The organism is Cupriavidus sp. 86D6 (assembly GCF_057815095.1).
The window spans coordinates 1-25052 of record NZ_JBYPSB010000018.1 but is presented as its reverse complement, the minus strand read 5'-3'; the positions used below and the strand labels follow the sequence as shown (position 1 = coordinate 25052).

The window sequence follows — 25052 nt, the reverse complement described above, 5'->3', positions numbered from 1 at the left end:
TCATGAACACTTCGTACCTGGCAAATCCCGCGTATGGGCCTGCGCCCCGCCCGACGGTGCGTGCCATGAACCCGCTGACGACGTTGGCGGCAAGCCGATGGCTGATCGTTGGCACGACATCGGCCTGCCTGCTGGCCGGGGTTGCCTATGCGGTGTTCACGCGTCCGGTCTACCGCTCGGACATGCTGATCCAGGTAGAGCCGAGCACCATCGAGAATCGTTCCACGTCAGGGGACCCGAAGCTTACGCCCGAGATCAAGCCCGACACGACGTCCGAGATCCAGGTGATCAGTTCGCGCATGGTGGTATCCCGCGCGGTAGATGCGCTCCGGCTCCATCTCGACGTCACGCCGCGCTACCTGCCGGTGATCGGCTGGTGGCTGGCCGAGCGCGCCGAAGGCTATTCGCGCCCGATCGGCGGACACGTCTATGGCAAGGAACGTATCGACGTCACGACCTTCGACGTGCCTGCGGCCTATCAGGGCCAGCCATTCACGCTTACGCTGGGCGAGCATGGCGCCTTTACCCTGGAGTTGTCCTCGACGTTCGGCGCCCCGGTGGTGTCGCTGCAAGGCCGCGTCGGCATACTGCTGCGAGCCGCCACGCCGCGCGGGCCGCTGGCGCTGCTCGTACGCACGGCGGCCGGGCGACCCGGCGCCAGCTTTACGCTGAAGCGTTACTCCGAGACCGCCACGACGGAGTGGCTGCAGAAGACCCTGGCGATTGGCGAACGCGGCAAGCAGTCGGACATTATTGGCGTATCGCTGGACAGCGTCGATCCCGTCCAGGCGTCGCGCATCCTCAACGAGATCGGCCGCGAGTATGTCGATCAGAACGTGCGCCGTCGGTCCGAGGAAGCGGACAAGTCGATCCGCTTCCTGGACGAGCAATTGCCGCAACTGAAGAAGCAGCTGGGGGAATCCGAAAGCCGCTACAACGCCTTTCGCGCCCAGCAGGGCACCGTCGATACCAGCCAGGAGGCCCGGGCGCTGCTGCAGCAAAGCGTGGAGACCGAGACCCGGCTCGTGGACCTGCGCCAGAAGCGCCAGGAACTGCTGACCCAGTACACCGAGAAGCATCCGGCATTGCTGGCCATTGACGGCCAGTTGCGCGAGGCGCAGGCCGCGTTTTCCGTCGTGCAGGGGCGAACGCGCCAGTTGCCGCTGATCGAGCAGAAGGTGCTGCAACTGCAGCGCGACATGCAGGTGGATACCGAGCTGTACACCAACCGGCTGAACGCGCGTCAGCAACTGACGCTGGTCCGGGCCGGCAAGGTGGCGAACGTGCGGCTTATCGATCCGGCCACCCCGCCCGAGACACCGATCAAGCCCCGGCGCGGCGTGGCCGTGGCGGGGTCGCTGTTGACGGGACTGTTCGCGGGCATCGTGCTGGCGATGGCACGTCGCCGTATCGTGGGCACCGTGCAGGATCGCGACGAGATCGAGATTGCCACGGGCATTCCGGTCTATGCGACGGTGCCGCGCAGCCGCCTGACCGGGCCGCTGGGCACGGCGCGGACCCATCTGCGCGGCGGGCACGCGCAACTGCCCGACGCAGCCATCGAAAGCCTGCGCGCGGTGCGAACGACCCTGCATTTTGCGCTCAGCGATGCGCCAAATCGCGTGGTGCTGATCACAGGGCCCACAGCGGGCGTGGGCAAGTCGTTCGTGGCGGCTAACCTGGCGACACTGGCCGGCGCGTCGAAGCGGCGTGTGCTGCTGATCGATGCCGACCTGCGTAATGGCGTGCTGCACAAGCGTTTCCGGGTCGATCGCGGACCCGGGCTGGCCGAAGTGCTGGCCGGCACCTGCGACGCCGGCGACGCGATCCGGCGTGACGTGGCGCATGGCCTGGACTTCCTGTCAACTGGCGCGCTCACGGCCGGCCCAAGCGAATTGCTGCTGCAGCCCGAGTTGTCGGCACTGGTCCAGCGGGTGGCCGCGCAATATGACATGGTGGTGCTGGACGGCCCGCCGCTGCTGCCGGTGGCCGATGCGCTGGTCCTGGGGCGCCTTGCCGGCACGGTCTTCATGGTGGCGCGCCACCGGGTGACCACGGTCGAACAGATCGATGAAAGCACGCGGCGGCTGGCTCAGGCCAGTGTTGCAGTGCGCGGTGTGATCTTCAACGACTTCACCGGCGCGCTGCATCGCTACAGCTACGCCTACGGCGCTGCCGAAAGCCATCCTGGCACGCCAGCCTGATACGGAGAACCGTCATGGCGCATCTGCACCACAAGCGCATCACGCTGGTAACCGTCACCTACGGTGACCGCCTGCGCTACTGCGCCGAACTGCTGCGGCGCAGCTTCGAGCACGAAGGCGTGTCGCATGCCATCGTCGTCAGCAACAACGCCACCGCCGATCTGTCGCCGCTGGAGGCTGCCTGGGGCAAGCGCGTCACCGTCGTGCGGCTCGCCGCCAACACGGGATCGGCCAACGGCTATGCGGTGGGCATCGCCCGGGCGCTGGAGCGCGATACCACCGACTACATCTGGCTGATGGACGACGACAACGCGCCATGCGAGGGCGCGATGGACGTGCTTTGCCATCAACTGGACCTGCTCACGCGCAAGCTGGGACGTCGTCGCGCGGCGGTGCTGGGGTTCCGTCCCGATCACCAGGGCGACATCGCGGCGGGCGTGCCGGTGGGTCTGGCGATGCCGCCGCGCTCCAGTTACTTCGGCTTTCACGTGGGTCGCATCCCGTACAAGATCTGGCGGCGTACGCCGTGGGGCGCGCCACGGCCCGATGCGATTCCCGATGTGGTGCATCTGCCGTTTGCGCCGTACGGGGGCCTGCTGGGACATCGCGAGATGTACGTGGACCTGGGGTTGCCGGTGCCCGAGCTTGTGTTGTACGCCGACGATACCGAGTACACGTGGCGGCTGACGGCGCGGGGCGGATGTATCGCGCTGGTAACGGCTGCGCGGCTCGAAGATCTGGAAGGCTCCTGGAACGTCAAGCGCAACTGGAAGAACCACTTCGAATGCATGCTGCTGAGCGGCTCGGATTTCCGCGCCTACTACAGCAGCCGCAACCAGGCGTGGTTCGACCGCAACCACTGGTCCACGTCCGGACTGATGTACCGACTCAACCGCTTCGTGTTCCTGCAACTGCTGCGCCTGTATGGCAAGCGCCGCAACGCCGGGGCGCGGCTGCGGCTGCTGGAGCGCGCCATTGCGGATGGCGAGGCCAGCCGGCTCGGCTTCCACGCTGACTACTCGCTGTAGCGCCACGCTCACGGAGACCACCATGCCGGACCCTGTCGCATCGCCCGCGCTCACCGTTGTGATTGCCAACTACAACTATGCACGGTACGTGGCGGGCGCCATTGAATCGGCGCTAAGCCAGTTCACACCGGTGCATGTCATGGTGATCGACGACGGCTCCACCGATGGCTCTCGCGCGATCATCGAGGGCTATGGCACGCGCGTGGAAGCCGTGTTCCAGCGCAACGGCGGGCAGGTAGCCGCGTACAACCATGCGCTCGAACGCGTCCGCACGCCGTATGTGCTCTTTCTGGATGCCGACGACACGCTGTATCCCGAAGCCGCTGCCACGGTCCTGGCGGCCTTCGCCAAGGGCGACCCGGTGAAAGTGCAGTACCGGCTCGATGTCATGACGGCCGATGGCGTGCCCACCGGCGTCCAGGTCCCGCAGTCGATCCGCGTGGACGGTTGCGGACGGATGCTGCGAGCCGGATGGCTGTATCCGTCCCCACCCGGCTCGGGCAATGCGTATCGCGTGGATGCGCTGCGGCGCATCTTTCCGGTGCCGGTGGGCGCCGACAACATGCATGGCGCGGATTTCTACGCCATCTATGGCGTGGCGCTGCTCGGCGACGTTGGCGCGGTGGAGACGGCGCTGGGCGGTTACCGGGTGCATCGGAACACGCGCGGCGACGCACAGGGCAGCGACCTGTCGCTTGCCAATGCCGAGGACGCGACGGCCGGTGCCCGGCAGTCGGCACGGCGCTGGCAGATCCTGCGCGGCGTCGCCAAGGACCGCCTCGGTATCGATCTGCCGCCGGGCGTGCTCGATTTCTCGCTGGAGAAGGCCCGCTTCGCGCAGCACGTGTATGGCGCGACGCTGGCGCGTCGGTGGCACTGGTTCCAGCATGAATCGGGGCGGTATTTCCACACTATCGCCGCCAATCCATTCTGGAGCCTGCGCAAGAAGGTGGCGGTGGGATGCCTGACGACGCTTTGCCTGTTGCCGGTGGCGTCGTTCAGCAACCGTGTGGTGCGATTCATCGCCAACCCGCTCGCGCGGGCCGGCCACTAGGCGCGCACGCGATGCCAAAGACCATCGCCATCAATGGGCGCTTCCTGGGGCGGCGTGCCACCGGTGTCGACCGCTTTGCGCACGAGGTAGTGCGCGCGATTGACCGATTGGTGGCCGACAACGATCGCACTACGGCAGGCCTGTCGTTCGAACTGCTCGTGCCGCCAGGCGTGGAAGTCGATCCGGGCGAGTTCCCGCACCTGCAGGTGCGTACGGTGGGGCCTGTCATCGGGCGCCGTAGCGGCCAGCTTTGGGAGCAGGTCAGCCTGCCGCTGGCGGCGCGCGGGGCGCTGTTGCTCAATCTGTGCAATGCGGCGCCGCTGCTGTACCGGAACCAGGTGACGGTCATGCACGATGCGGCGCCGGTGCGCGTGCCGCAGGCGTATTCGCGCGCGTTCCGCTCGTGGTATCGGATCATGGCGCCGTGGGTCGGGCGTGTGGCACGCAGGGTGCTGACGGTATCGGAGTTTTCGCGGCGGGAAATTGCGGACGCCTATCGCATCCCGGGCCGGAAGATCGGCGTGCTGCCGCTCAGTGGCGACCATATGCTGCGCTTGCCGGAGGTGAGCGGCATCCGGCGCAAGTATGGACTGTCGGATCGGCCGTACGTGCTGGCGGTCAGCAGCGCCAGCTATCACAAGAACTTTCGGCTGGTCGTGGAGGCCGTGGCCATGCTGCACGGGGCCGACTACGACGTGGTAATCGTGGGTGGCTCGGCAAGCGTGTTCCGGCCACAGAACGACGAGGACGCGGCGCCGGTCACGCGGCTTGGCTATGTCGACGATGCCGACCTGAAGGCACTATTCCGCGACGCTGCCTGTTTCGTGTTTCCGTCGTTGTATGAAGGCTATGGCCTGCCGCCTGTGGAGGCCATGACGCTGGGCTGCCCGGTGCTGGCGTCGAACCTGCCCTCGGTGCGCGAGGCGTGTGGCACTGCGGCGCTCTATTTCCGGCCGACCAGCCCGGCCGAGTTCGGCGAACTGCTGACGTACGTGATGCAGGACGGCACGTTGCGTGACGCGATGCGGCAGCGCGGCTACGCGCATGTGCAGCGGTATTCCTGGCGCGACACCGCCGCGCGGCTACTTGGCGAGATATCTCCATGCCTTCCACAACGATGAGCCCACGACACGACACCGATGACGCCGCCTACGGCAAGGTCGCGGTCGTCCACGAATGGCTTGCCACGTACGCCGGTTCAGAGCGGGTACTCGAGCAGATCCTGAAGATATGGCCCCAGGCCGACCTGTTCAGCGTGGTGGACTTCTTTCCCGATGCACAGCGCGGGGCGCTGCAGGGCAAGCATGCGACGACGACCTTTATCCAGAAGCTGCCCCGCGCCCGCAAGTCGTTCCGGTCGTACCTGCCGCTGATGCCGCTGGCCGTGGAGCAACTGGACCTGTCCGCCTACGACCTCGTGATTTCGTCGAGCCATGCTGTGGCCAAAGGAGTGATTACCGGCCCCGGGCAGCTGCATGTCAGCTATGTTCATTCCCCGATCCGCTATGCATGGGACCTTCAGCATCAATACCTGAGCGAGTCGAAGCTGACGCAGGGCCTGAAAAGCTGGGTGGCCCGGGCCATCCTGCACTACATGCGGATGTGGGACCATCGCACCGCGCATGGCGTGGACGTATTTGTCGCCAACTCGGCCTATGTGGCGCGGCGTATCCGCAAGGTCTATGGGCGCGATGCGGCGGTGGTCTATCCGCCCGTCGATATCGACCAGTTCAGCCTCTGCGAGCAGCGCGAGGACTTCTTCCTGACCGCATCGCGGCTGGTGCCCTACAAGCGGGTGAGCCTGATCGTCGAGGCGTTCGCGGCGATGCCGGACAAGCAACTGGTGGTGATCGGCGATGGCCCGGACCTGGACCGTATCCGCGAGATGGCGACCCCTAACGTGCGCATCCTGGGATACCAGCCTGCCGACGTGCTGGTGGCGCACATGCAGCGCGCCAAGGCCTTTGTGTTTGCGGCGGAGGAGGATTTCGGGATCGTCGCCGTGGAGGCCCAGGCCTGCGGGACGCCTGTCATTGCGCTGGGGCAGGGCGGAGCGCGCGAGACGGTGATCGACAGCCGCGATCGCGATTTGCGCACCGGCTTGTTCTTTCCGCGCCAGACCGTCGAGGATATCGTTCGCGCGGTTTGCCGGTTCGAGGAAAGCGGACCTTTCCAGCCGGCGGCGTGCCGCCGCAACGCGCTGCAATTCTCGCCCGAGCGGTTTCGGCGGGAATTCCGGGCGCTGGTGCATGCGGCCATGATTCGGGATGCGGTACCCGCGTCGCCTGCGGTAGCTTCGGCATCTTCGGTACCGGGCCTGCCGGTGGCCGAACCGATGGTGGTGGCGTCGAACTGAGTCGCGACGATGACGATGCCTGGCGCCTGCAATGCGTACGACGGCTACTGGTGGGACGATCCTGCACGGCTGCTCCTGGGCTTCATCCTGCCGCTGTATGGGCTTGTGTCGGTGGAACTGCTCGGTGACCAGAAGTCCATCGACCATATCTACTTCAGCGGCACCTATGCGATGGCCGGCGCGCTGTTCCTGCTCGCGGTGGCGGCGGGTGCGCTGGGGGAGCGTGTGCTGGCCCCGCGCGCGGCCGACGCGCCGGTGGTGCTGTCTGTGCGGGTGCTCGATGCGCTGTTCTGGCTGGCCTGCATCGGCTACGTGGTGATGATGGGCGGCGTAATCGCCCGGCCGGCGATGCTGCTTTCCTATTTGAATGGGGCCGCCAGTACCTACGACGTGCTGGAGCTGAAAGGGCGTGTGGTAGGCATCAGCACGCTGACCCAGGCTTCGGTGGCCTACGTGCCGCTTTACTTCGTCATCTTCCGCACGGGGCCGCGCGGCCTGAACCGTTACCAGGTCTACCTGGGCGTGCTGTTCGTGCTGACGTTATTGCGCAGCTTCATCTTTGCCGAGCGGCTGGCGTTGGTGGAAGTGGTGTTGCCCTGGGCGCTGATGATGGCGCGCTTCCGCCTGCGGCCGCCGCGCGGGTCGCTGCGCGCGGCGCTGCTGGTACTCGGGCCATTTGCCGCCATCCCGCCGCTGATCGGGTTCTTCATCGCAAACGAGTACAACCGGTCGTGGGAGACGTACTACGTCAACATCTACGACAACATCTTCGACTTCGCGCTGGAACGGTTGGGCCTGTACTACTCGACGGCGATCAACAACGGTTCCGGCCTGCTGACGATCATGGGATGGGGCACCGGCGCACCGACGTTTACGTTCGACTGGCTGATCCGGTTTCCGATCGTCGGCGAAAGCTTCCGTCCGCTGGTCGGCGCGGACGATGGGTACAGCCTGTTCCTCAACACTTTCGGCGATCCGGAGTTCAACAACCCGTCGGGCATCTTCGTGCATTTCTACGAGTGGGGCGGATTCGCCCTGCTGGAAGCCGCGCTGATGGGGTGGCTGCTAGGCCGCAGCTACGCGGGATGGCGTGCCGGCCACGGCTTCTGGTGCTGCGCCCATGCTGTACTGCTGGTGTCGCTGATGGAAATCCTGCGCGTGCCGAACCTGTTCAGCGGCCGCAACTTCGTGCCGCTGGCGCTGCTGTGGCTGGTGTTCCGGTGCCTGGGGAAGCCGGCCGCCAGCGCGCCGCCTGCGGGCGTGCGCTCGCTCTACGGCCGCCCGAACCTGCCGGCCGCCGGGCCACGCTAAACCCGAGGCCCGCGCCCGATGCCGCCATCCATACGCTCCACCGCCACCTATCTGCTGCTGATCCAGGGCAGTAACTACCTGTTCCCGCTGGTGCTGTTGCCTTTCCTCGGTCATAAGCTCGGCGTGCGCGAGTTCGGCGTGCTGGCCTACTGCCAGGCGTTGGCGCAGTACCTGATCCTGCTGACGGACTACGGCCACAACTTGTCCGCGACACGGCTGGTATCGCTCAGACGCGATGATCCGGCCGCGGTCGCGGCGGTGTTCTCGGCCACGATAGCGGCCAAGCTGCCGCTCACGCTGGGCGCGGCGTTGCTGCTGGCCGGCGCGTTGTGGTGGGCGCCGGACCTGCGCGAACATCGGGCCATCCTGGCCGCGGCCTTCGTGGGCGTGGTGGCCAACGCGGTGACGCCGATCTGGCTCTACCAGGGCCTGGAACGGATGAAGGTGCTGGTACTGCCGAACTTCGCGTCCAAGGCCATCAGCCTGGCATGCGTGGTGGCATGGGTAAGATCGCCCGGCGACGCTGCGCTGGCCGCGCTGGGCATCAGTGTCGGCACGCTGATCCTGGCCGTCGCGGCGCTTTGGGGCGTATGGCGCAGGCGACTGGCGACGCTGGTCGGGGTGCCGGCGGGTGCGGCGATGGCATCGTTGCGCGAAGGCTTCCCGATGTTCCTGTCGCTGGTGCTGGTCAGCTTCTACGTCAACTTCAACGCGATCCTGCTGAACCATTTCCATGGTCCCGTAGCGGTGGGACAGTTTTCGATGGCCGACAAGATCCGCATTGCCGGGCAAACGATCTTTACGGTGATCGGCACGGCGTTCTATCCGCGCATCAGCCAGTACAACGTCACGGATCCGCCGGCCGCGCGTGCGCTGATGCGTCGCGCGATGATGGTTGTCTTTGGCTGTTCGGGCGCGATGTTCGTGGCCGTGGAGCTGTTTGCCGGCGTCGGCATCCGCCTGTGGCTGGGCGATCCGTTCCACGACACCATTCTGCTGCTGCGGCTGGAGGGCATGCTGCTGCCGCTGACCAGCGTGGCATTCATCTTCGGCAATCTCGGCCTGATGGCGTCGGGGCGGCACCGCGCCGTGCGAAACATCTATGCTGCCGTGACAGTCATGCACCTGATCTACGCGGTGCCCTTCGTGATGCACATGGGCGCCCGGGGCACGGTGATATCGGTGCTGATCACCGAGGCCGCCGGCGCCATCGCCTTCTATCTCTGCTACCGGCGCGCGTCCACTCGCGGCGCGCCGGCGCCCCCGCTGGCCGCACAGGAATCCCCCACTGCCAAGGAGATGCAGGCATGACGCGCAAAGGCATCATTCTCGCCGGAGGCTCCGGCACGCGGCTCTATCCGGTCACGCACTGTGTCTCCAAGCAGCTGCTGCCGGTCTATGACAAGCCGATGATCTACTATCCGCTCTCCACGCTGATGGTGGCCGGCATCCGCGACGTGCTGGTCATCTCCACGCCGCAGGACACTTCGCGCTTTGCAGCCTTGCTCGGCGACGGCCGCCAGTGGGGGCTGAACCTGCAGTATGCGGAGCAGCCGTCGCCAGACGGCCTGGCGCAGGCGTTCCTCATCGGCCGCGACTTTGTGGGGCGCGATCCCTCGGCGCTGATCCTGGGCGACAACATCTACTATGGGCATGACCTGGCGCGCATGCTGGCCCGCTCCAGCCGTCGCGAGGACGGCGCCACCGTGTTCGCGTATCACGTGCACGACCCCGAACGCTATGGCGTGGTGGAATTCGACGAAGACTTTCGTGCGCTGTCCATCGAGGAGAAGCCGGCGCAGCCGCGATCGAACTATGCGGTGACGGGGCTTTACTTCTATGACAACCGTGTTTGCGATATTGCCGCCGACATCCGACCGTCGGCCCGTGGCGAACTGGAAATCACCGAGGTCAACGCCCGTTACCTGGAGGCCGGCAAGCTGGCCGTCGACATCATGGGGCGTGGCTTCGCGTGGTTCGATACCGGCACGCACGACTCGCTGATCGATGCCGCGCAGATGGTGGCGACCCTGCAGAAGCGCCAGGGCCTGATGGTGGCGTGCCCCGAGGAAATTGCCTACCGGCGTCGCTGGATCGACGCGGAGCAGGTCGCGCGGCTGGCCGCGCCGCTGGGCAAGAGCCATTACGGCAAGTATCTGCAGCGGCTGCTGGCGGAATCGCCGCGCGTCAGGTGAGCCGGCATGGGCAGCCTGTGTCGAAACGGAGTGCGCTGCCAGGCCCGCAGGGGTCTGGCAGGTATTACCGAGCGCGCCGCAGATAAGTTCGCACCTGAGGGAGGCGGCTCGCGTCCGCGCCGGCGGCCTGGATCGATACCGCGCCGGAGCATCCTGACGGTGGGGGCAGCGGTGCGCCATCGAGCGTATTGGTGCCGCAGGTGAACTGATCCGCCGTGCAATTGCGATACTGCAGCGCAATGGCCGCGCCGCCGATGGCCGCGAAGCGGTTGTTGGTGATGTCGGCCTGGCAGATATTGCCCTGTGCGCGATAGCCGTCAAAGCGCGTGCGCGTGACCTGGTTGCCCGTCACCTGCACGCGCGTCACGCTGCCGCTGCCGGTATTGATATCGATGGCGGCATGCCCCGTTGCCATGCGGTTGTTGCCGGGCGCCGTGGCGTTCTGGTCATCGGCTATCGTGTTGCTGGCGATCAGCACATTGCTGACGTCTGCGGTGCGATAGCCGTCTTCCTGTGCGACCATCACGGCGGCCGCCTTCTGCACGCCCTCGATCCAGTTGCCGGCGACGGTGACATCGGCACCCCCGACGACAGCCACGCCGCGCCCCCAGGCATTGCCAGCCAGGTAGTTGCTGGTGACGTAGATGTTCCGGGTCTGCGCGTTGTCGCGCTGGTAGCTGACGATGCCCACCATGTCGTCGCCGGTGGCCGTGACGGACGAATCCTGCACGAGCACGTCCTGCGAGCCGCCTGTGATGTGGATGCCATCGGCCAGCGTGCCACTGACCTTGTCGCCAACAAGGGCGATCCCCACACCGCGCGACACGAAGATGCCGGCACTGGCGCCGCCTTCGATGGTCACGTCCAGCACCTGTATGCCTGTACCATCGACAATTACCTTGGCCGACGTGGCGGACTCAAGCCGCTGCGAGCCTGTGCCCTTGAGCGTCACGCCCACCAGCGTCGAGTTCGCCCCGGTGATCTGGATGGCCTGCTGGTCCGGATTGGACGCAACCAGCGTGGCGTCGTAGCCCGATACCGCGACCTGTTCGCGGCGTACCGCCAGCACGCGGCCCACCAGATAGCTGCCGGGGGCGAGCACCAGCCGTTGTCCCGGTTGGAGGTTGTCGAGCGCGGCCTGCAGGACATCGGCCTGGTCGACGCCGCTGGCGCCTGGCTGCACGAACACGTCGGCTGGGGCGCCAGTCGCGGGGGATACCGGCATCGACATTTGCGGCCATTGCGCCAGGAGCGCGATCCCGCCGGCGACTCCGGCAACGATTGCCGCCGCAATGCCGAGCCGGCGGCGCCTGGGGCGGCTGCCGGGCTTCATCCGTGGCCACCTGGCGTGGCCGCTACCGCATGGGTGACCGCTTCGCAATGATGTTTCATCGTTGCTACCTTTTGCGTGCCCCGGGGCGTTGTGCTGCCGGAGTTCACCGCAGCATACCGGCCTGCCGAGGGGCGCAGGTGGTGCGACAGGCGCCCGAAGGCATGTTGTCGGAAAAGGGCGATAGGTTGGCGGAAACGCAAGGCGGCACCTGACCCGTCAGAGACGATCGCCCCCTGGCGCGGATAGGGCTCAGGGCCGGGTCGATGAACGGAGCGGTGATCTGCCAGCAAACCGCCGGCGAGAAGGTGAACGCATTATTCTGCGGCCGCGCCTTGCAATCGCGTGATAGCGGTGTCGCGCTCACGTAGCTCTTCCATTGCCTGTTGTCGCTCGATCAGGTCGGCGGCTTGTCGCGCAAGGAGGTCAAGGTATCGCAGTTCGCGATCTCCGGGGCGATAGTGACGTCGCCAGTGCGTGGAGAACATGCCGATCGGACGTCCGCGTCGCGTGACCAATGGCGTGGATTGCGCGGAGAGCAGCCCGCCCCGTAGGTGAATGCCGTTGGAATCGTGGACATCCGGTCCATCGGGATTATCGAAATCAAGGAAGACCCGCTTGCCGCGCGCCAACGCAATGCCGCAGGGGGTGCTGGACCCGGCGGGCACGCGCATGAAGTGGTGCGCCACCCCTTCCAGATTGCGCTGCGCCAGGATCACGAGTTCGCCGGTGCTTTCGTCCAGTATCTGGACCGTACCCGCGTCTGCCTGCATCAAGGCGATGGCCGTGTCGAGGATGTCCAGGTAAAGCGAGTGCATCTCGCTTTCGCCATCGGGTTGGCTGCTCACGCGATGCAGCAGCAGCGTGTCGCGCAGGTCGGCGGCCAGGGCGGCCTCGCTTGCGGCGAGCGCAGCAGTCCGTTCGGCAACGCGACGTTCCAGCTCCTCGTTCATGGTCTGAAGCGCTCGTTCGGCGCGCTTACGGTCTGTGACGTCGAGAAACGCGCTCACGGCTCCCATCAGTCGTCCATCCGCGTCGTGCAGTGGGCGGATGTTGACGAGGATGTCGCGTCGGCTGCTCCCATCTGGTCGGACGATGACCAGCTCCTCATCCATCACAACTTTGCCGCTTCGCAGCACTCTGGCCATCGGCGCGGCCTCCGGCTCGACAATGCTCCCGTCCGGATGCAGAACATGAGGTCCGCCGCGCAGCGCCCATTCGCGGTCCTGTACCGGAGGCTCGGCACCCCATAACTCGATAGCCCTCCGGTTGACAACCTCGAAGCGGCCGTCCTGGTCGCATGCATAGACTGCCACCGGCATCAGCGTCAGCAGTTCTCGCACGCGCTCCTCGCCATGACGACGGATGCGTGCCAACTCCAGTTGGGCGCCGACACGCGCGACAAGCTCGCGGGATGCGAATGGCTTGGCAATATAGTCGTCGGCGCCGGCCAGCAGGCCTTCGATCGCTGCTTCCTCGTGGGCGCGCGCAGTGACCGGGATCACCGGCGTGGCTTTGAGCTCGTTGTCCGCGCGCAGCAGTCGCAGCAGTCCGAAACCGTCCAGACCCGGCATCATGACGTCGGTGAGCACGAGATCCGGTCGATGACGTCGAGCAAGCGCCAAAGCGGCTTCTCCATCGTTCGTCGCCAACACTTTCCAGTGCATGCCGAGCATGCGGGTCAGGTAATCACGCATGTCGGCGTTGTCATCGACCACCAGAACGCAGGAATCGGGTGCGCGTCCCGGCTGGCTGGGGCGCGCAGGTCCCAGGACGCCCTCGACGACATCTGTCGGCGCCGGCGTTATCGTTGGACCGCCTTGCGTCCACTGGTCCGCCTCGGCGGCAAGCTGTTTCGCGATACTCCGCGCAAGCGATCGTGTTCCAGACGCTTGGGGCCACTCCGGCCGATAGTGCCGATGGATCCAGAGGGTAAATGTGCTGCCTTGCCCCGGGGCGCTGCGCGCCCGTACCCGTCCATGATGCAGGCGAACCAACTCGTAGACCATTGCCAGGCCGATGCCGGCGCCTTCGTCGGTTCTGGAGCGCACGTCGCGCACCCGATGAAATCTCAGGAAGATATTGGAAAGCTCTTCCTCGGGGATGCCGACCCCGGTGTCTGACACGGTGAGCTCCACGTGCTGATCGATGGCGGCCAGGCGCACCGAGATGCTGCCTTCGAAGGTATGCTTCAAGGCGTTGGACAGCAGGTTTGAAACAATCTGCTCCCACATCTGGCGATCGACAGAAACGAACGCGGGCAAGGGAGGGCAATCGACGTGAAGCGAGAGCCCTACACGTTCTGCCGCGCTGCGGAAGAGGCTGGCCACATCACGCGTCAATGCCGCCAGATCGAGGAGTTCGAACTGTGCGCGTAGCCGCCCCGCTTCGATTTTCGAGAAATCAAGCAGCGTATCCACCAGGTTCAACAGCCGCTTTGCGTTGCGCGCAGCGACTTCGAGCTCGCCTTGCAGGTCGGTTTCAACGTTCGCGCGTAGCTGCATGTCTTCGAGCGGGGCAAGAATCAGCGTCAGCGGCGTTCGAAACTCGTGGCTCACGTTGGAGAAGAACTCGGTTTTGGTTCGATCGAGTTCGGCGAGTTGCTCCAGCCGATCCCGTGCAGACTCCCGCAGCCGCGCATCGGTCAAGCTGGCACCCAGCTGTTGCGCCAATTGCTCTGTGAATTCCTGGTATAGGCGATCGAATTCGAGTCGCGGACTCAGACCCAATACCAGAACGGCGCCTACGGGGTCGTTTTCCAGGCGTACCGGAAGCAGAAGGGCGCTGGTCGGCGGCTCGGGCCACGGGCCTGCATGGAAGGCGCGCAGGCGGGAAGCGAGATCGATCACGCTGAGGGCTTCGCAATGTCTGGCCACGTGCCCGAGTGGCCAGACTGTGGACGCCGAATGCAGCTCGACCGAGTATGGCGCCGCAGGCGAGCCGGCGAGAACGCCCGCGGCAGCACAAAGGCTACATCGCTGCCGTGTTTCATCTACGCGGTAGATCAGCACGAACGGCAAGTCCTTCGCCTGCTCCGCGAGTGCCTGCTCGGCGAGCCGGCAGGCATCGGTCACGGTCGCGGCGCCCGACGTTGCCGAGGTCAATGCCCGCAACGCAACGAGTCTGCGCTCCAGCAGCACCCGCTCCGTCGTCTCGGCCGCGATGGTCATCACCCCGCGCACGATCCCGGCTTCGTCCGTGAGAGGGCTACACGACCAGGTGAAGTAGGCTTCCTCGGGATGGCCGTTGCGCGCCAGTTCGAGCTGCCTGTCCTGCGTGAAGCTCGTGTGAGATGTGTCGCACACCTCCCGATAGACGCTTGCGAGGCCGGGCCAGTGTTCCTGCCAGGTGACGTGCGACGGCGCCCCGGCTGCGTCCGGGTGCTTGCTGCCCAGCACGCCGATCCAGGCGTCGTTGTAGAACTGGACAAATGATGGACCCCAGGCAATGCAGGTCGCGAACCCGCTGCCGAGCATGCTGGACAAGGCTGCCTTCAGCGCAGTGGGCCAGGACATCACGCGCCCCAACACGCTTTCATCCCAGTTGATACTACGCAGGACCGCGCGCGCGGGCCCGGGTCCGGCAAAGAGAACGTCGCGCGCCTCCTGCTCATTGCGAGGGTGCGGAAACCGTCCGCCGGCCACGATGCGGGCGATTGTCGGGCCGATGTCGTACAGCGGCAGCACAAGATCCACTGCGCCGGCCTGGACGGCCGCGCGCGGCATGTCAGGATGGTCGGCGGTGTCTTCGCTCTGTGCGATCACGGCGCCACCTGCGGCCCGCACTGCCGCTGCACCGGCGGCACCGTCGTTGCCCATGCCGGTCAGGACCACTGCCATGCCTCGCTCGCCAAAACTCTCGGCAAGCGAATGCAGAAGCGCGTCTAGCGCGTGATCGAGTGGAGAGACGTTGGTGCGTCGCAGCGCGCAGGTCCGATCGGGATTCACCTCGAGGGCCGTTCTTGGCGGCGCGACGTGGATACGCCCGGGCTGAAGCAGCATGCCGTCGGTGGCCCAGACCACCTGCAATGCCGTGCGCCTTGACAGGATTCGGGCGAGGTCGCTTGCACTCCCCAGATGCTGCCCGACCACAACAGCAACCGGAAAGTCGGGTGCGAGGTCGCCGACGACGGTAGAGATTGCGGGAAGGCCGCCGGCCGATGCCACGAGGCAAAGGACATCGAAGGTCGATGGGTGCTCGGCGTTCATGGGCGGTGGCTCCCTGTGACGTGACCATCTGAAATGGTGCGCCTACGCACGCGCCGTGTCCAGATTTGCCTCTCACCAATGGAGAAACCGGGCAATCTTCGGAGGGGACGGCGCGGCTGTGGAAGCCGGTCGGCGCGATACGGCTGAACGGCCTTCCCACGCAAAGGAATGGGGATCGCACCAGACACGAAGGACACGAGACGAGTGCTGTGCCTTACTGGGCGCTGAAAATGTGCGGTGCGATGAACGCCTTACAGCGGAAAGGCGCGGCAGGCGCGTGCCGTGAATCCTGCTCTATTCAGACCCGTCCTCCAGGCCTTCCGCGCCAGTCGGTGTTGACGGCGGCTGGACAGCTTGCCGCTTTCGGTTGATGTGATAGGGCGTCAGCACTGCATGGGCCACCATGTCGAGGGCGGGGCGCGTATCGCCGTTCTTGTCGGTCCATACCTTCGGTGTCAGCGTGCCAGACAGGGCAACGGAATCGCCGTCATCCAGCGCCAGCAGTGCCGCCCGCGCATTGTCGCCAAACGCGATGACGTTGACGAACAGCGATTCGCCGTCGCCAGCGGGGGCGAGCACCTTCGTTGTGACATAGGCCTTGCCGCCTTGCCCTTGGCGCTCCGCGGACTTTCCATAGATCCTGCCGCCGATCAGACCATCAATCATTCTTGACCTCTCTATCCCGGGCGACTGCCGCCCAGACTTCCGTTGAACCTTCACCACTCCCCTGGGCATGTGGCAGTTGTCGACCGCCCCGCCTGCCCCAAGGGTGCTGCATCTGAATGCCGCGGCAGACTACCACGCCCAAACGATGTCGGGTCAAGCGCCATCCCGTGCGGGTCAGGCTCGCCTTCGCACTGGAATTTCGCGGCCGGCCGGCGTTAGAAGCAACGGCCGCCTCAAGTTACGGCGCTCACGAAGGCCTCGAACGCGCTGGGGTCCACCGGCGGACAGAAATAGTAGCCTTGCCCGTAGTCACAGCCGGCAGCCAGCAGGATGTCGCGCTGCAACTCGGTCTCGACACCCTCTGCAATCACACTGATGCGCAGAGCATGCGCCATGCTGATGATGGCGCGGCACAAGGCGACGTCGTCGGGACCCCGCGTCAGCGATCGGATAAAGGACCGGTCGATCTTGATGTAGTCAATGTCGAGGCGCCGCAGGTACGACAACGAGGAGTAGCCAGTCCCAAAGTCATCGAGTGCGATTTCGATGCCCGCCGCCTGGAAGCGGAACAACTGGTCTATGACGCCGGCGCTCTGCTCCATCACCGAGCCTTCGGTGATCTCGATGACCAGGCTGCCAACCGGCACGTTCATGCGCTCGATCATACCGGACCAGGATTCCGGCCCGCTCGCGGGCGCGCAAAATTCCATGGGGGATTTGTTCACCGAAATCTGGAAGCCCTTGCCCATTAGCGCCTGCCAGCGTACAAGCTGCTCCAGCGCTTCCGCGAGAACCCAGCGACCAATGTCGATGATGAGGCCGGATTCCTCCGCAACGGCAATGAAATCGGCCGGATGGATCGGTCCGCGTACCGGATGGTTCCAGCGAATCAGGGCCTCTGCCTTGCAAACCTTGCCCGTGCGCAGATCGACAATGGGCTGGTAGTGCAGCGCAAACTGGCCGGCCGCCAGCGCTGTGCGCAAGTCCTGCGTGATGCGCAGGCGCTCTCTCTCCGCTTGTAGCAGCGCCTTGGTAAAGACCTTCGAGCGATTGCGGCCCTCCTTCTTGGCCGCAAACATCGCCTGGTCGGCGCACACCAGCAGCGCCTCGGCGTTGTCCGCGTCCCTGGGGTAAATGGCCACGCCGATGCTGGCCGACACTGCCACCAGCTCGCCCGCCAGCGTGTAAGGGGCTGCGATCCGCTCCAGGATCGCCTCGGCAATGCCCGCGGCCACGTCGGTATCGCCCACCGCAGGAAGGATCACCGTGAATTCGTCGCCGGCCAGCCGTGCCACGGTATCCGAAGCGCGCACCGATGCCGCGATGCGACGCACGACCTCCAGCAGCAATAGGTCGCCCTGATCGTGGCCGAGGGTATCGTTGACCTCCTTGAATCGATCCAGATCGATGAACAACAGCGCCAGCTCATCCCGGGTGCCGCTTGCGTGCTCGATCTCCTGCCCCAGCCGGTCGAAGAAGAGTCGGCGGTTGGGCAGATCCGTGAGCGCGTCGAAATTGGCCTGGTGCCGGATGACTTCCTCCGCCCGCCGCTTCTCTGTCATGTCATGGATCAGCGCGACGCGCCGGCGCTCGCCATGCGCGTGGGCAAGGTAGGTATCCACGGTGAGGTAGGCGGGAAACTCGCTGCCGTCCTTGCGACGGATCGAGATTTCTCCGCTCCATTTGCCCGTGGCATCCACGCTGAGCCGCAATCGTTCGGCCACCAGCCCGGCCGTATGGTCTGTCCCACCGATGCTATAGCCGGAGCGGCCCTTGATGTCCGCGATGGTATAGCCGGTGGCGGCGGAGAAAGCCGGATTGACGTCGATGATGGTGCCGTCGAGAGACGTCACCACCATCGCCTCGCTGCTGGACGAATAGACCAGCGAGGCCAGCCGCATTTCTTCGATATGACGCCGTCGCTCCGCCATGGAGCGGCGCAGGCTGTAGTACAACAAGCCCAGCAGCAGCGTGGAAGCGATGGCACTCGCCAAGGCAACGCGGCGATAACGCTCGTAGGGCACCAGCACCAGATCCACCGATTCACCCACCACGAAGTTCAGCCCAAACTCCGGCATTCGGGAGTAGCCGAAGATCCGCTCCACGCCTTCGGAGCCCGACACCGCTCGAAAGCTGCCAGCCAGCGGCGCGTCGCCGGCGAGGTAGGGTCGGTTGGCGACGGCCCTTGCCAGCGAGCCTTCCAGCGATGGCACGCGCGCCAGGACCTGGCCGGAATTCTTGATGACCGACGCCACTTCGCCATCGACAGAGGTAAAGGTCTGCGCAAAGCTGGCGAACTGCTCCGGGCTGACCGAGACCACGATGACGCCATCGAAGTTGCCTGCGCGGAGGATAGGGCGGGTGAACTGGATTGACCATTTACCCGAGACCTTGCCCTTAACTGGATCGCTGATGAAGAGCATGTCGCGACCGCCGGCGTTCTGATGGACCTGAAAATGCTCGCGCTTGCTCAGATCGACCTTCTCGCCGGCTTGGGGCGAACCGATGGACGAGTAGACGAGCAACCCCTTCTTGTCGATCACCGCCACCTGGAACGACAGGTCTACCACCAGGTTTTCGCGCTCGCGTACCAACTCGTTGAATCCCGACTGGCCGACCAGCCAGCTGGCGCGCAGGTCGAGAAGAAATTCGGACAGCCGCAGGATGCTGGATTTGGAGTACGCACCGAACGCGCGGGCCTCCGCCTGGGTGCGCTCTGCGGCGTCATGGAGCAGCCGGTCCCGCTCGGTCACGAGCTGAAACGTGGCGAACGACCATGTTGCGACCAGCCATGCTGCCGCCCCCAAGTTCAATGGGGAAAGAACTTGGCGCAAGTGCTGCAGCGCCTTGCCATATCGAATGGTCGAGCGTTCTGGCATCAAAAGAATATCGCTGCGCAGCGAGGAATCGGCATCGATAGCAGGCTAATCGAGGTCAGCGAACCCCACAAGCAGCACGCTCCTGGTCCTGTACTTGCCTTCGGGATTTGACGATTGATGCGCCCAATGCATCACGTTTTATTTATCGTACGCGCTGCGCCTGGGTCAGATGCGATCACGGTGCCGACAATAACGGCAATTGTGGTGGCGACTGAAGCGACCCGTTCAAGCGGATGCCACCCAAAAGGCGGGCCCTGTCCGACATCGGGTATTCTCCGCGGTGCATTTTGTTGCTTTGTGAGGAAGTTGTGTCGCGCAGCGGTTGGACGGTGGCGGTTGGGCCACTTTTAGGGTTGTTCATAGTTAGCTTGGGAAGTGGGTTCATGGCTTCCCTGACGTCTCTCCGGCTCGATGCCGCCAGTGTTTCCGCCACGATGATCGGCGCCATTTCGTCGGCGTATTTCGTTGGGCTGACGCTGGGCGCGGTGACCAGCGACCGCCTGATTTCGCGGATCGGCCACATTCGCTCGTACAGCAGCTTCGCCTCCCTGGTCGCGATTACCTATCTGCTACAGGGCTTGATTGTCGATCCATGGATTTGGCTCGTTCTGCGGCTCGTGAACGGCTGGGCCATGGTGGGCATCTACCTCGTCGTGGAGAGCTGGCTGTTGCTGGTGGGGGATACGAAGTCCAGGGGGCGGCTGCTGGCGATCTATATGATCGCCCTCTACGGATCGATCATGCTCGCGCAGATGAGTCTGGGCGCCATTGGATCGGTGGCCGAGAGCGTACCGTTCATGGTGGCCGGCGTACTGGGCTCGATGGCGGTGCTGCCCATGGCCGTGCTACCGAAGACTGCGCCAGACGTGGCGCATGCCGAACCCCTGATGCCGCAGCATCTCGTTCGCATGACGCCCGCAGGCGCGATCGGCAGCTTTGGATCTGGCGTAGGCATCGCGGCGGTCTACACGTTGTTGCCGATTTACCTGCAACGAGAGGGCATGAGCGTGGCCCAGGTCGGCCAATTGATGGCCTGTGCCATTTGCGGCGCCATGGCACTGCAATACCCGGTGGGCCGGTGGTCCGACAGGCAGGACAGGCAGACTGTGCTGCTTGCGCTTAGTGCGGGATGCGCGGCCGTCTCGCTGGCCGTCCTGCTACTGCCGAGTTATCCACCGCTGCTCATGGTGCTGATGTTCCTCATCGGCGGCGGAATTTTCGCGATCTATCCGGTGGCGGTGAGTCACTCGGCCGACCGTGCAGAGGCGAGCGAACTCGTACGGGTCATCCAGGGCATGCTCCTGATCAACTCGGTAGGCGCGGCCATCAGTCCTATGATTATCTCGCCGCTGATGAATGCGCTAGGCGCGAGCGGGCTCTTCTGGGCGTTTCTCGTCCTGCACGCGGGCCTGGCCTCCTTCTTCCTCTGGCGACGCAATCGTCATCCTTCACCGACATCGGCGGCACCATTCGCGGCAACGGCGCAGATGACCCCCATTGGGGCGGAAATCCGTGTCACCGAGGAGCTGGCGCATGCCATCTCGGAGGCAGGAGCGGGGGAGGCGGTCTCGTGAACCTCCCGTCGGCGCGGCGAGTCCGGCAGGAACCTTCCGAGCCGAACGAACTCTCAGGCAACGTCACCTTTACCCCAGCCGCCCGCGCACCGGGCGGTGGCAATTGACCAAGCGGTTTCCGATATGAACAGCAAGCAGCGCCGCAAGGCATACCGAAATAGTCCCTTTCAGATCGAGACGACGTGGACGTTTCGGGGGGCACCGGTGACCATCACCCGCATTGCCAGCCCCACCGCCGTCATTGTGGAATTCGAAGGGGCCGGGGCGCGCACCCATGTTCCCACGCGAGCGTTGGAACCGCGGAGCTACCGCGGTGCCGCGGGTGGGTCAGCGGGCGTGTCGGTTGGCAACGTGCAACCCATCGCTGTCGAAGAGCATGCAAGCTAGCTGAGGCGACCGCCTTCGCAGCGTGCCAGTCGCGCCGCTCTCACGCCTTGACCGCTGGAATGTGGCTTGGACTGGTTCAGCAACCAGTCCAACCTGCTTGTCCTGCGTCCGAATGCAAGCCGCCCTGCGGATACGACAAGCCGCGCGCTTACTCGAGCTTGGCGCCCGACCGCTCCACGATGGGTTTCCACGCCTTGTATTCTGACGTCACGAGATCGGAAAACTGCTGGGCGGTCATTAGCTTGGGCTCGGCACCTTGCTCGTGGATGGCACGGATGACGTCGGGCTTGGCGAGCACCTTGTTGACCTCTGTCCCAATGCGCTCGACGACATCGGCGGGCGTTTTGGCCGGGGCAAAGATGCCGTACCAGGTGCTGACGTCCACGTTCTTGTAGCCGCTTTCCGCAACAGTCGGAACATTGGGCAGCGATGTGCTGCGGGTGGCCGACGTTACCGCCAACGCGCGCAGCTTTCCAGCCTTGACCTGGGCCAGCGCGGACGGCACGGAGGCCACCATCAGGTCGACATTGCCTGCCATGGCGTCCATCATTGCCGCGTTGGACCCCTTGTAGGGAACATGCAGCAACTTGATGCCGGCCGCCTGGCTGAAGATCTCGGCAGCCAGATGGATGGTCGTCCCGTTGCCGGGCGATCCATACTTGATGGATTCCGGATGCGCCTTCGCTGCGGCTACCACGTCGGCCAGCGTCTTGAAGCGCGAGTTGGCCGACGTGACGATGGCGATGGGCGTGTAGGCGACGTGGCTAATCGCAATCAGGTCGCGGCCCGGCACATAGGACACCGACTTATAGAGCCACGGCGCCACCACCAGGTTGTCCTTCTGGCCCATGACGAGTTCGTAGCCGGTCGGCGCGGCACGGACGATTTCGGCGATGCCGAGCGTGCCGCCGGCCCCAGGCTTGTTATCGGGGACAAAGGTCCATTTCGTATCCTGGGACACCTGGTTGGCCACCAGGCGGGCGAGGATATCGGTACCGCCGCCCGGCGGGAACGGAATCACCAGGCGGATGGGCTTGGTGGGCCATTGGGCCTGGGCGGATTGAGCGTGTACGGGCGTGGTGGTGAGACCACAGGCCACCAGCATGGCGGCCAGCATTGCCTTCAGCATTGCAAGGATCCTTGTGAAGCGAATCCTGAGCCGAACGTTCGCCGTCTTCTGGCGCGGGCTGATGGGGTGTAGGTGATGACGCCGCTGCTCACGCGTTCATTTCACGCTGCGGGTGGCACAGGCGCGAAGGTTCGAGACATCACTTCAGACAACAGGAATTCGGATAAATAGATGCGGCCGGAATTATACCGGCGGCGCGGCCCCGGTCTCCCAAACGCGCAGCGGGGGGAAGGGCCTGCGGCCGAGGTGCCCGCCTGTTTGGCCTGAAATGTATTCGGTCAGGGGGTGTTGTCCTCCCGTGACTGATGCTGGGCTGCCATCTGTTCCTGCTGGGCGGGCGGCACGGGCTCGTAGTGGCTGAATTGCATCGCGTAGTGGCCGTGGCCGCCCGTAATGCTGTTCACACGCGATTGGTATTCGTTCAGTTCGGATAGCGGCACCTGTCCCATCACGGTGACGTTGTTGCCAGCTGCGCTTCGCGTGCCGCGGACCTGTCCGCGTTTGGTCGACAGGTCACTGATGATGTCGCCCATTGCCGCTTCTGGTGTCGTCACTTCGATATCCACGATCGGTTCGAGTACGCTCGGCCTTGCCTTGAGCACGGCGTCGATGAAGGCCTTGCGCCCCGCCACCGCAAAGGCCACTTCCTTCGAATCGACGGAATGACTCTTGCCGTCGAACACGGTGACGCGTACGTCCTGCATGGGAAAGCCTGCCAGCGGGCCGCTATCGAGCACCTGGCGGATGCCTTTTTCGACGGCGGGAATGAACTGGCCCGGAATGGCGCCGCCCTTGACCGCATCGACGAATTCGAAGCCCTTGCCACGCGCCAGCGGCTCGACGCGCAGAAACACCTCGCCGAACTGCCCGGCGCCACCGGTTTGTTTCTTGTGGCGGTGGTGGCCCTCGGCCTTGCCGTCGATGGTTTCGCGATAGGCAATCTTCGGCGGTCGTGTCACGACATCGAGCTTGTAATGATCGGTCAGGCGCTCCAGCGCACAGCGCAGCTGGAATTCGCCCAAGCCAAGCATGACCGTTTCATTGGTGCCGGCGGGATGCTCGATGCGCAGGCACGGGTCGGCCGCCGTGAGCTTCTGCAACAGTTCCGACAGGCGCTGCTCATTGCCCCGCCGCGCAGGCTCAATCGCCAAGCCATAGATAGGCGTCGGAAAATCAAGCGGAAGCAGATGGATGTTGCCGTCCTCGGTGGCATCATGCAGCACGGCATCGAAACCGATCTCGTCGATTCTCGCCACGGCGCAAATGTCCCCGGGCCCCGCGTGTGGCACTTCCACGCGCTCCTTGCCCTGCAGCATCAACAGATGTGCCACCTTGAACGGCTGCCGCCCATCACCGATATAAAGCTGACTGTCGCGCGTGACCGTGCCCTGGTGGATGCGAAACACCGCCATTTTTCCGAGGTACGGGTCTATCGTGATCTTGAAGACATGCGCCAGCACGTGTTTGTGGGGCACGGGCTCGGCTTGAACCGTTACCTTGTGCTCTCCCTCCTCACGGAAAAACAGCGGGGGGTTCCCTTCGGTCGGATTGGGCAGCAACCGCAAAAATACCTCCAGCAGTTCGGCGATGCCGATACCGTTGGTTGCCGAGGCGAAGCAGATCGGTACCAGGTGGCCCTCGCGGAGTGCCCGCTCGAATGGTGCGTGCAATTGCTCCGGAGCGATCTGCTGGCCTTGCTCGAGATACAGCTCCATCAGTTCCGGATCCATCTCGACGACCTGATCGACCAGCGCCTCATGAGCCGATGCCACTGACAGGAAATCGGCGTCGCCCGCCGGGTTGAAGAAGCAATCGACGACCTGGGTGGCTCGCCCGGCCGGGAGATTGATGGGCAGGCATTCCTTACCGAACGCTTCCTGAATGTCGATCAGCAGCGCGGGAAGATCGACTTTTTCCTTGTCGATGCCGTTGACGATGATCATCCGGCACAGGTTGCGCGACTGTGCCCACGCCATCATGCGACGCGTCGTCATATCGATGCCGGTCTGCGCGTTGACGACGATGGCGGCAGTCTCCACCGCCGCCATGCCGCTCATCGACAGGCCAGAGAAATCGGGATAACCGGGCGTGTCGACCAGATAGATGCGGGTGTCGCGATAATCGAGGTGAGCGATCGCGCTGGTAAGCGAATGTCGGTATTTGTGTTCGAGCGGATCGAAGTCGCAGACGGTCGTGCCGCGCTCGACGCTGCCGGGGTTGTGCAGCGCGCCGCCCTTGTGAAGCAGCGATTCGATTATCGAGGTCTTGCCGCCTCCCGCGTGCCCCAGCAGGGCGATCGTACGAATAGCGTCGGGACCATATAGCATGGGCGCCCCCCGTGTGGCCGTCGGTGTTTCCCCATTATTGGCGAGATGGGTCGCAAACACCATGTACGGCGCGACGTCCGCAATCCCTCTTCGCCGTCTGACGTTCGGATGCAGGTGGATTGTCAGGCACAGTTTCTCGTCCGCGGAGTGTCCCATGCGCTTCTTTTCAAAATTGCTTGCAAGCGCGGCGCGGAGGCATTAATATTCGCTCCCCGCTGCCGGTGCAGGTGAAAACCTGACGGCGGCGGGGGAGAATATCTGCAGGTTTTCTGCCAAGTAACAACCGGCGGCAGCAAAAAAGAAATTCTCCGAAACGCTTGACGAATTAGGGAAAACCCTTAATAATCTCGTTTCTCCGCTGCGACGAAAGACGCAGCGACAGCGAACGGCAAAGCCGGTCGCTC

General features: G+C 64.6%; 16 protein-coding genes. 9 read left to right on the top strand and 7 right to left on the bottom strand.

The genetic code is table 11. From position 1 onward, the window contains the following. Nucleotides 1-2: 2 nt before the first annotated feature. From AC3G88_RS25990 to rfbA, 8 genes are read left to right on the top strand one after another with little or no spacing between them, the layout of a single operon-like run. Entirely contained in the window at nucleotides 3-2204 is a 2202-nt protein-coding gene (locus AC3G88_RS25990; protein WP_488894119.1) for a polysaccharide biosynthesis tyrosine autokinase, read from the top strand. A 14-nt stretch (nucleotides 2205-2218) separates the two neighbouring features. Further along, nucleotides 2219-3232, top strand: coding sequence for a glycosyltransferase family protein (locus tag AC3G88_RS25985; protein ID WP_488894118.1), 1014 nt, complete (start codon nucleotides 2219-2221; stop codon nucleotides 3230-3232). A gap of 22 nt (nucleotides 3233-3254) precedes the next feature. Then, nucleotides 3255-4286: a glycosyltransferase family 2 protein gene (locus AC3G88_RS25980; RefSeq protein WP_488894117.1), complete on the top strand. Its 1032-nt coding sequence runs from the start codon at nucleotides 3255-3257 to the stop codon at nucleotides 4284-4286. A gap of 11 nt (nucleotides 4287-4297) precedes the next feature. Next, nucleotides 4298-5407: a glycosyltransferase family 4 protein gene (locus AC3G88_RS25975; RefSeq protein ID WP_488894116.1), complete on the top strand. Its 1110-nt coding sequence runs from the start codon at nucleotides 4298-4300 to the stop codon at nucleotides 5405-5407. Beyond that, nucleotides 5389-6642: a glycosyltransferase family 4 protein gene (locus AC3G88_RS25970; protein WP_488894115.1), complete on the top strand. Its 1254-nt coding sequence runs from the start codon at nucleotides 5389-5391 to the stop codon at nucleotides 6640-6642. The genes AC3G88_RS25975 and AC3G88_RS25970 overlap by 19 nt, the downstream gene beginning before the upstream one ends. Before the next feature lie 9 nt (nucleotides 6643-6651). After that, nucleotides 6652-7953, top strand: a complete 1302-nt coding sequence (locus AC3G88_RS25965) for an oligosaccharide repeat unit polymerase (RefSeq protein WP_488894114.1) — start codon at nucleotides 6652-6654, stop codon at nucleotides 7951-7953. Between the two features lie 18 nt (nucleotides 7954-7971). After that, nucleotides 7972-9264 (top strand): oligosaccharide flippase family protein, encoded by a 1293-nt coding sequence (locus AC3G88_RS25960; RefSeq protein WP_488894113.1) that lies wholly within the window; start codon nucleotides 7972-7974, stop codon nucleotides 9262-9264. Beyond that, entirely contained in the window at nucleotides 9261-10148 is an 888-nt protein-coding gene (rfbA, locus tag AC3G88_RS25955) for a glucose-1-phosphate thymidylyltransferase RfbA (protein ID WP_488894112.1), read from the top strand. Before AC3G88_RS25960 ends, rfbA begins: the two co-directional genes overlap by 4 nt. A gap of 64 nt (nucleotides 10149-10212) precedes the next feature. Here the strand turns inward: rfbA and AC3G88_RS25950 are convergent, their stop codons facing one another. From AC3G88_RS25950 to AC3G88_RS25935, 4 genes are all read right to left on the bottom strand, one after another. Further along, nucleotides 10213-11373, bottom strand: a complete 1161-nt coding sequence (locus AC3G88_RS25950) for a right-handed parallel beta-helix repeat-containing protein (RefSeq protein WP_488894111.1) — start codon at nucleotides 11371-11373, stop codon at nucleotides 10213-10215. A 422-nt stretch (nucleotides 11374-11795) separates the two neighbouring features. After that, a complete protein-coding gene (locus tag AC3G88_RS25945; protein WP_488894110.1) occupies nucleotides 11796-15686 on the bottom strand; it encodes a chemotaxis protein CheB in 3891 nt (1296 codons plus the stop codon). Between the two features lie 294 nt (nucleotides 15687-15980). Beyond that, on the bottom strand, nucleotides 15981-16352 hold the full coding sequence (locus tag AC3G88_RS25940; RefSeq protein WP_488894109.1) for a single-stranded DNA-binding protein: 372 nt from the start codon (nucleotides 16350-16352) through the stop codon (nucleotides 15981-15983). A 233-nt stretch (nucleotides 16353-16585) separates the two neighbouring features. After that, nucleotides 16586-19231, bottom strand: a complete 2646-nt coding sequence (locus tag AC3G88_RS25935; RefSeq protein ID WP_488894108.1) for a bifunctional diguanylate cyclase/phosphodiesterase — start codon at nucleotides 19229-19231, stop codon at nucleotides 16586-16588. 308 nt (nucleotides 19232-19539) lie between these two features. On the opposite strand from AC3G88_RS25935, the gene AC3G88_RS25930 reads away from it, so the two are divergent. Continuing rightward, complete coding sequence (locus AC3G88_RS25930) at nucleotides 19540-20805, top strand: MFS transporter (protein ID WP_488894107.1); 1266 nt, start codon at nucleotides 19540-19542, stop codon at nucleotides 20803-20805. A gap of 535 nt (nucleotides 20806-21340) precedes the next feature. Here AC3G88_RS25930 and AC3G88_RS25925 read toward each other — a convergent pair. The 3 genes from AC3G88_RS25925 to AC3G88_RS25915 all read right to left on the bottom strand — a co-directional run. Next, nucleotides 21341-22321: a Bug family tripartite tricarboxylate transporter substrate binding protein gene (locus AC3G88_RS25925; RefSeq protein WP_487524050.1), complete on the bottom strand. Its 981-nt coding sequence runs from the start codon at nucleotides 22319-22321 to the stop codon at nucleotides 21341-21343. 278 nt (nucleotides 22322-22599) lie between these two features. Next, nucleotides 22600-24648, bottom strand: coding sequence for an elongation factor G (gene fusA, locus AC3G88_RS25920; protein ID WP_488894186.1), 2049 nt, complete (start codon nucleotides 24646-24648; stop codon nucleotides 22600-22602). Between the two features lie 198 nt (nucleotides 24649-24846). Then, nucleotides 24847-25052: hypothetical protein (locus tag AC3G88_RS25915; RefSeq protein ID WP_488894106.1), on the bottom strand; the 206-nt coding region annotated here is incomplete at its 5' end.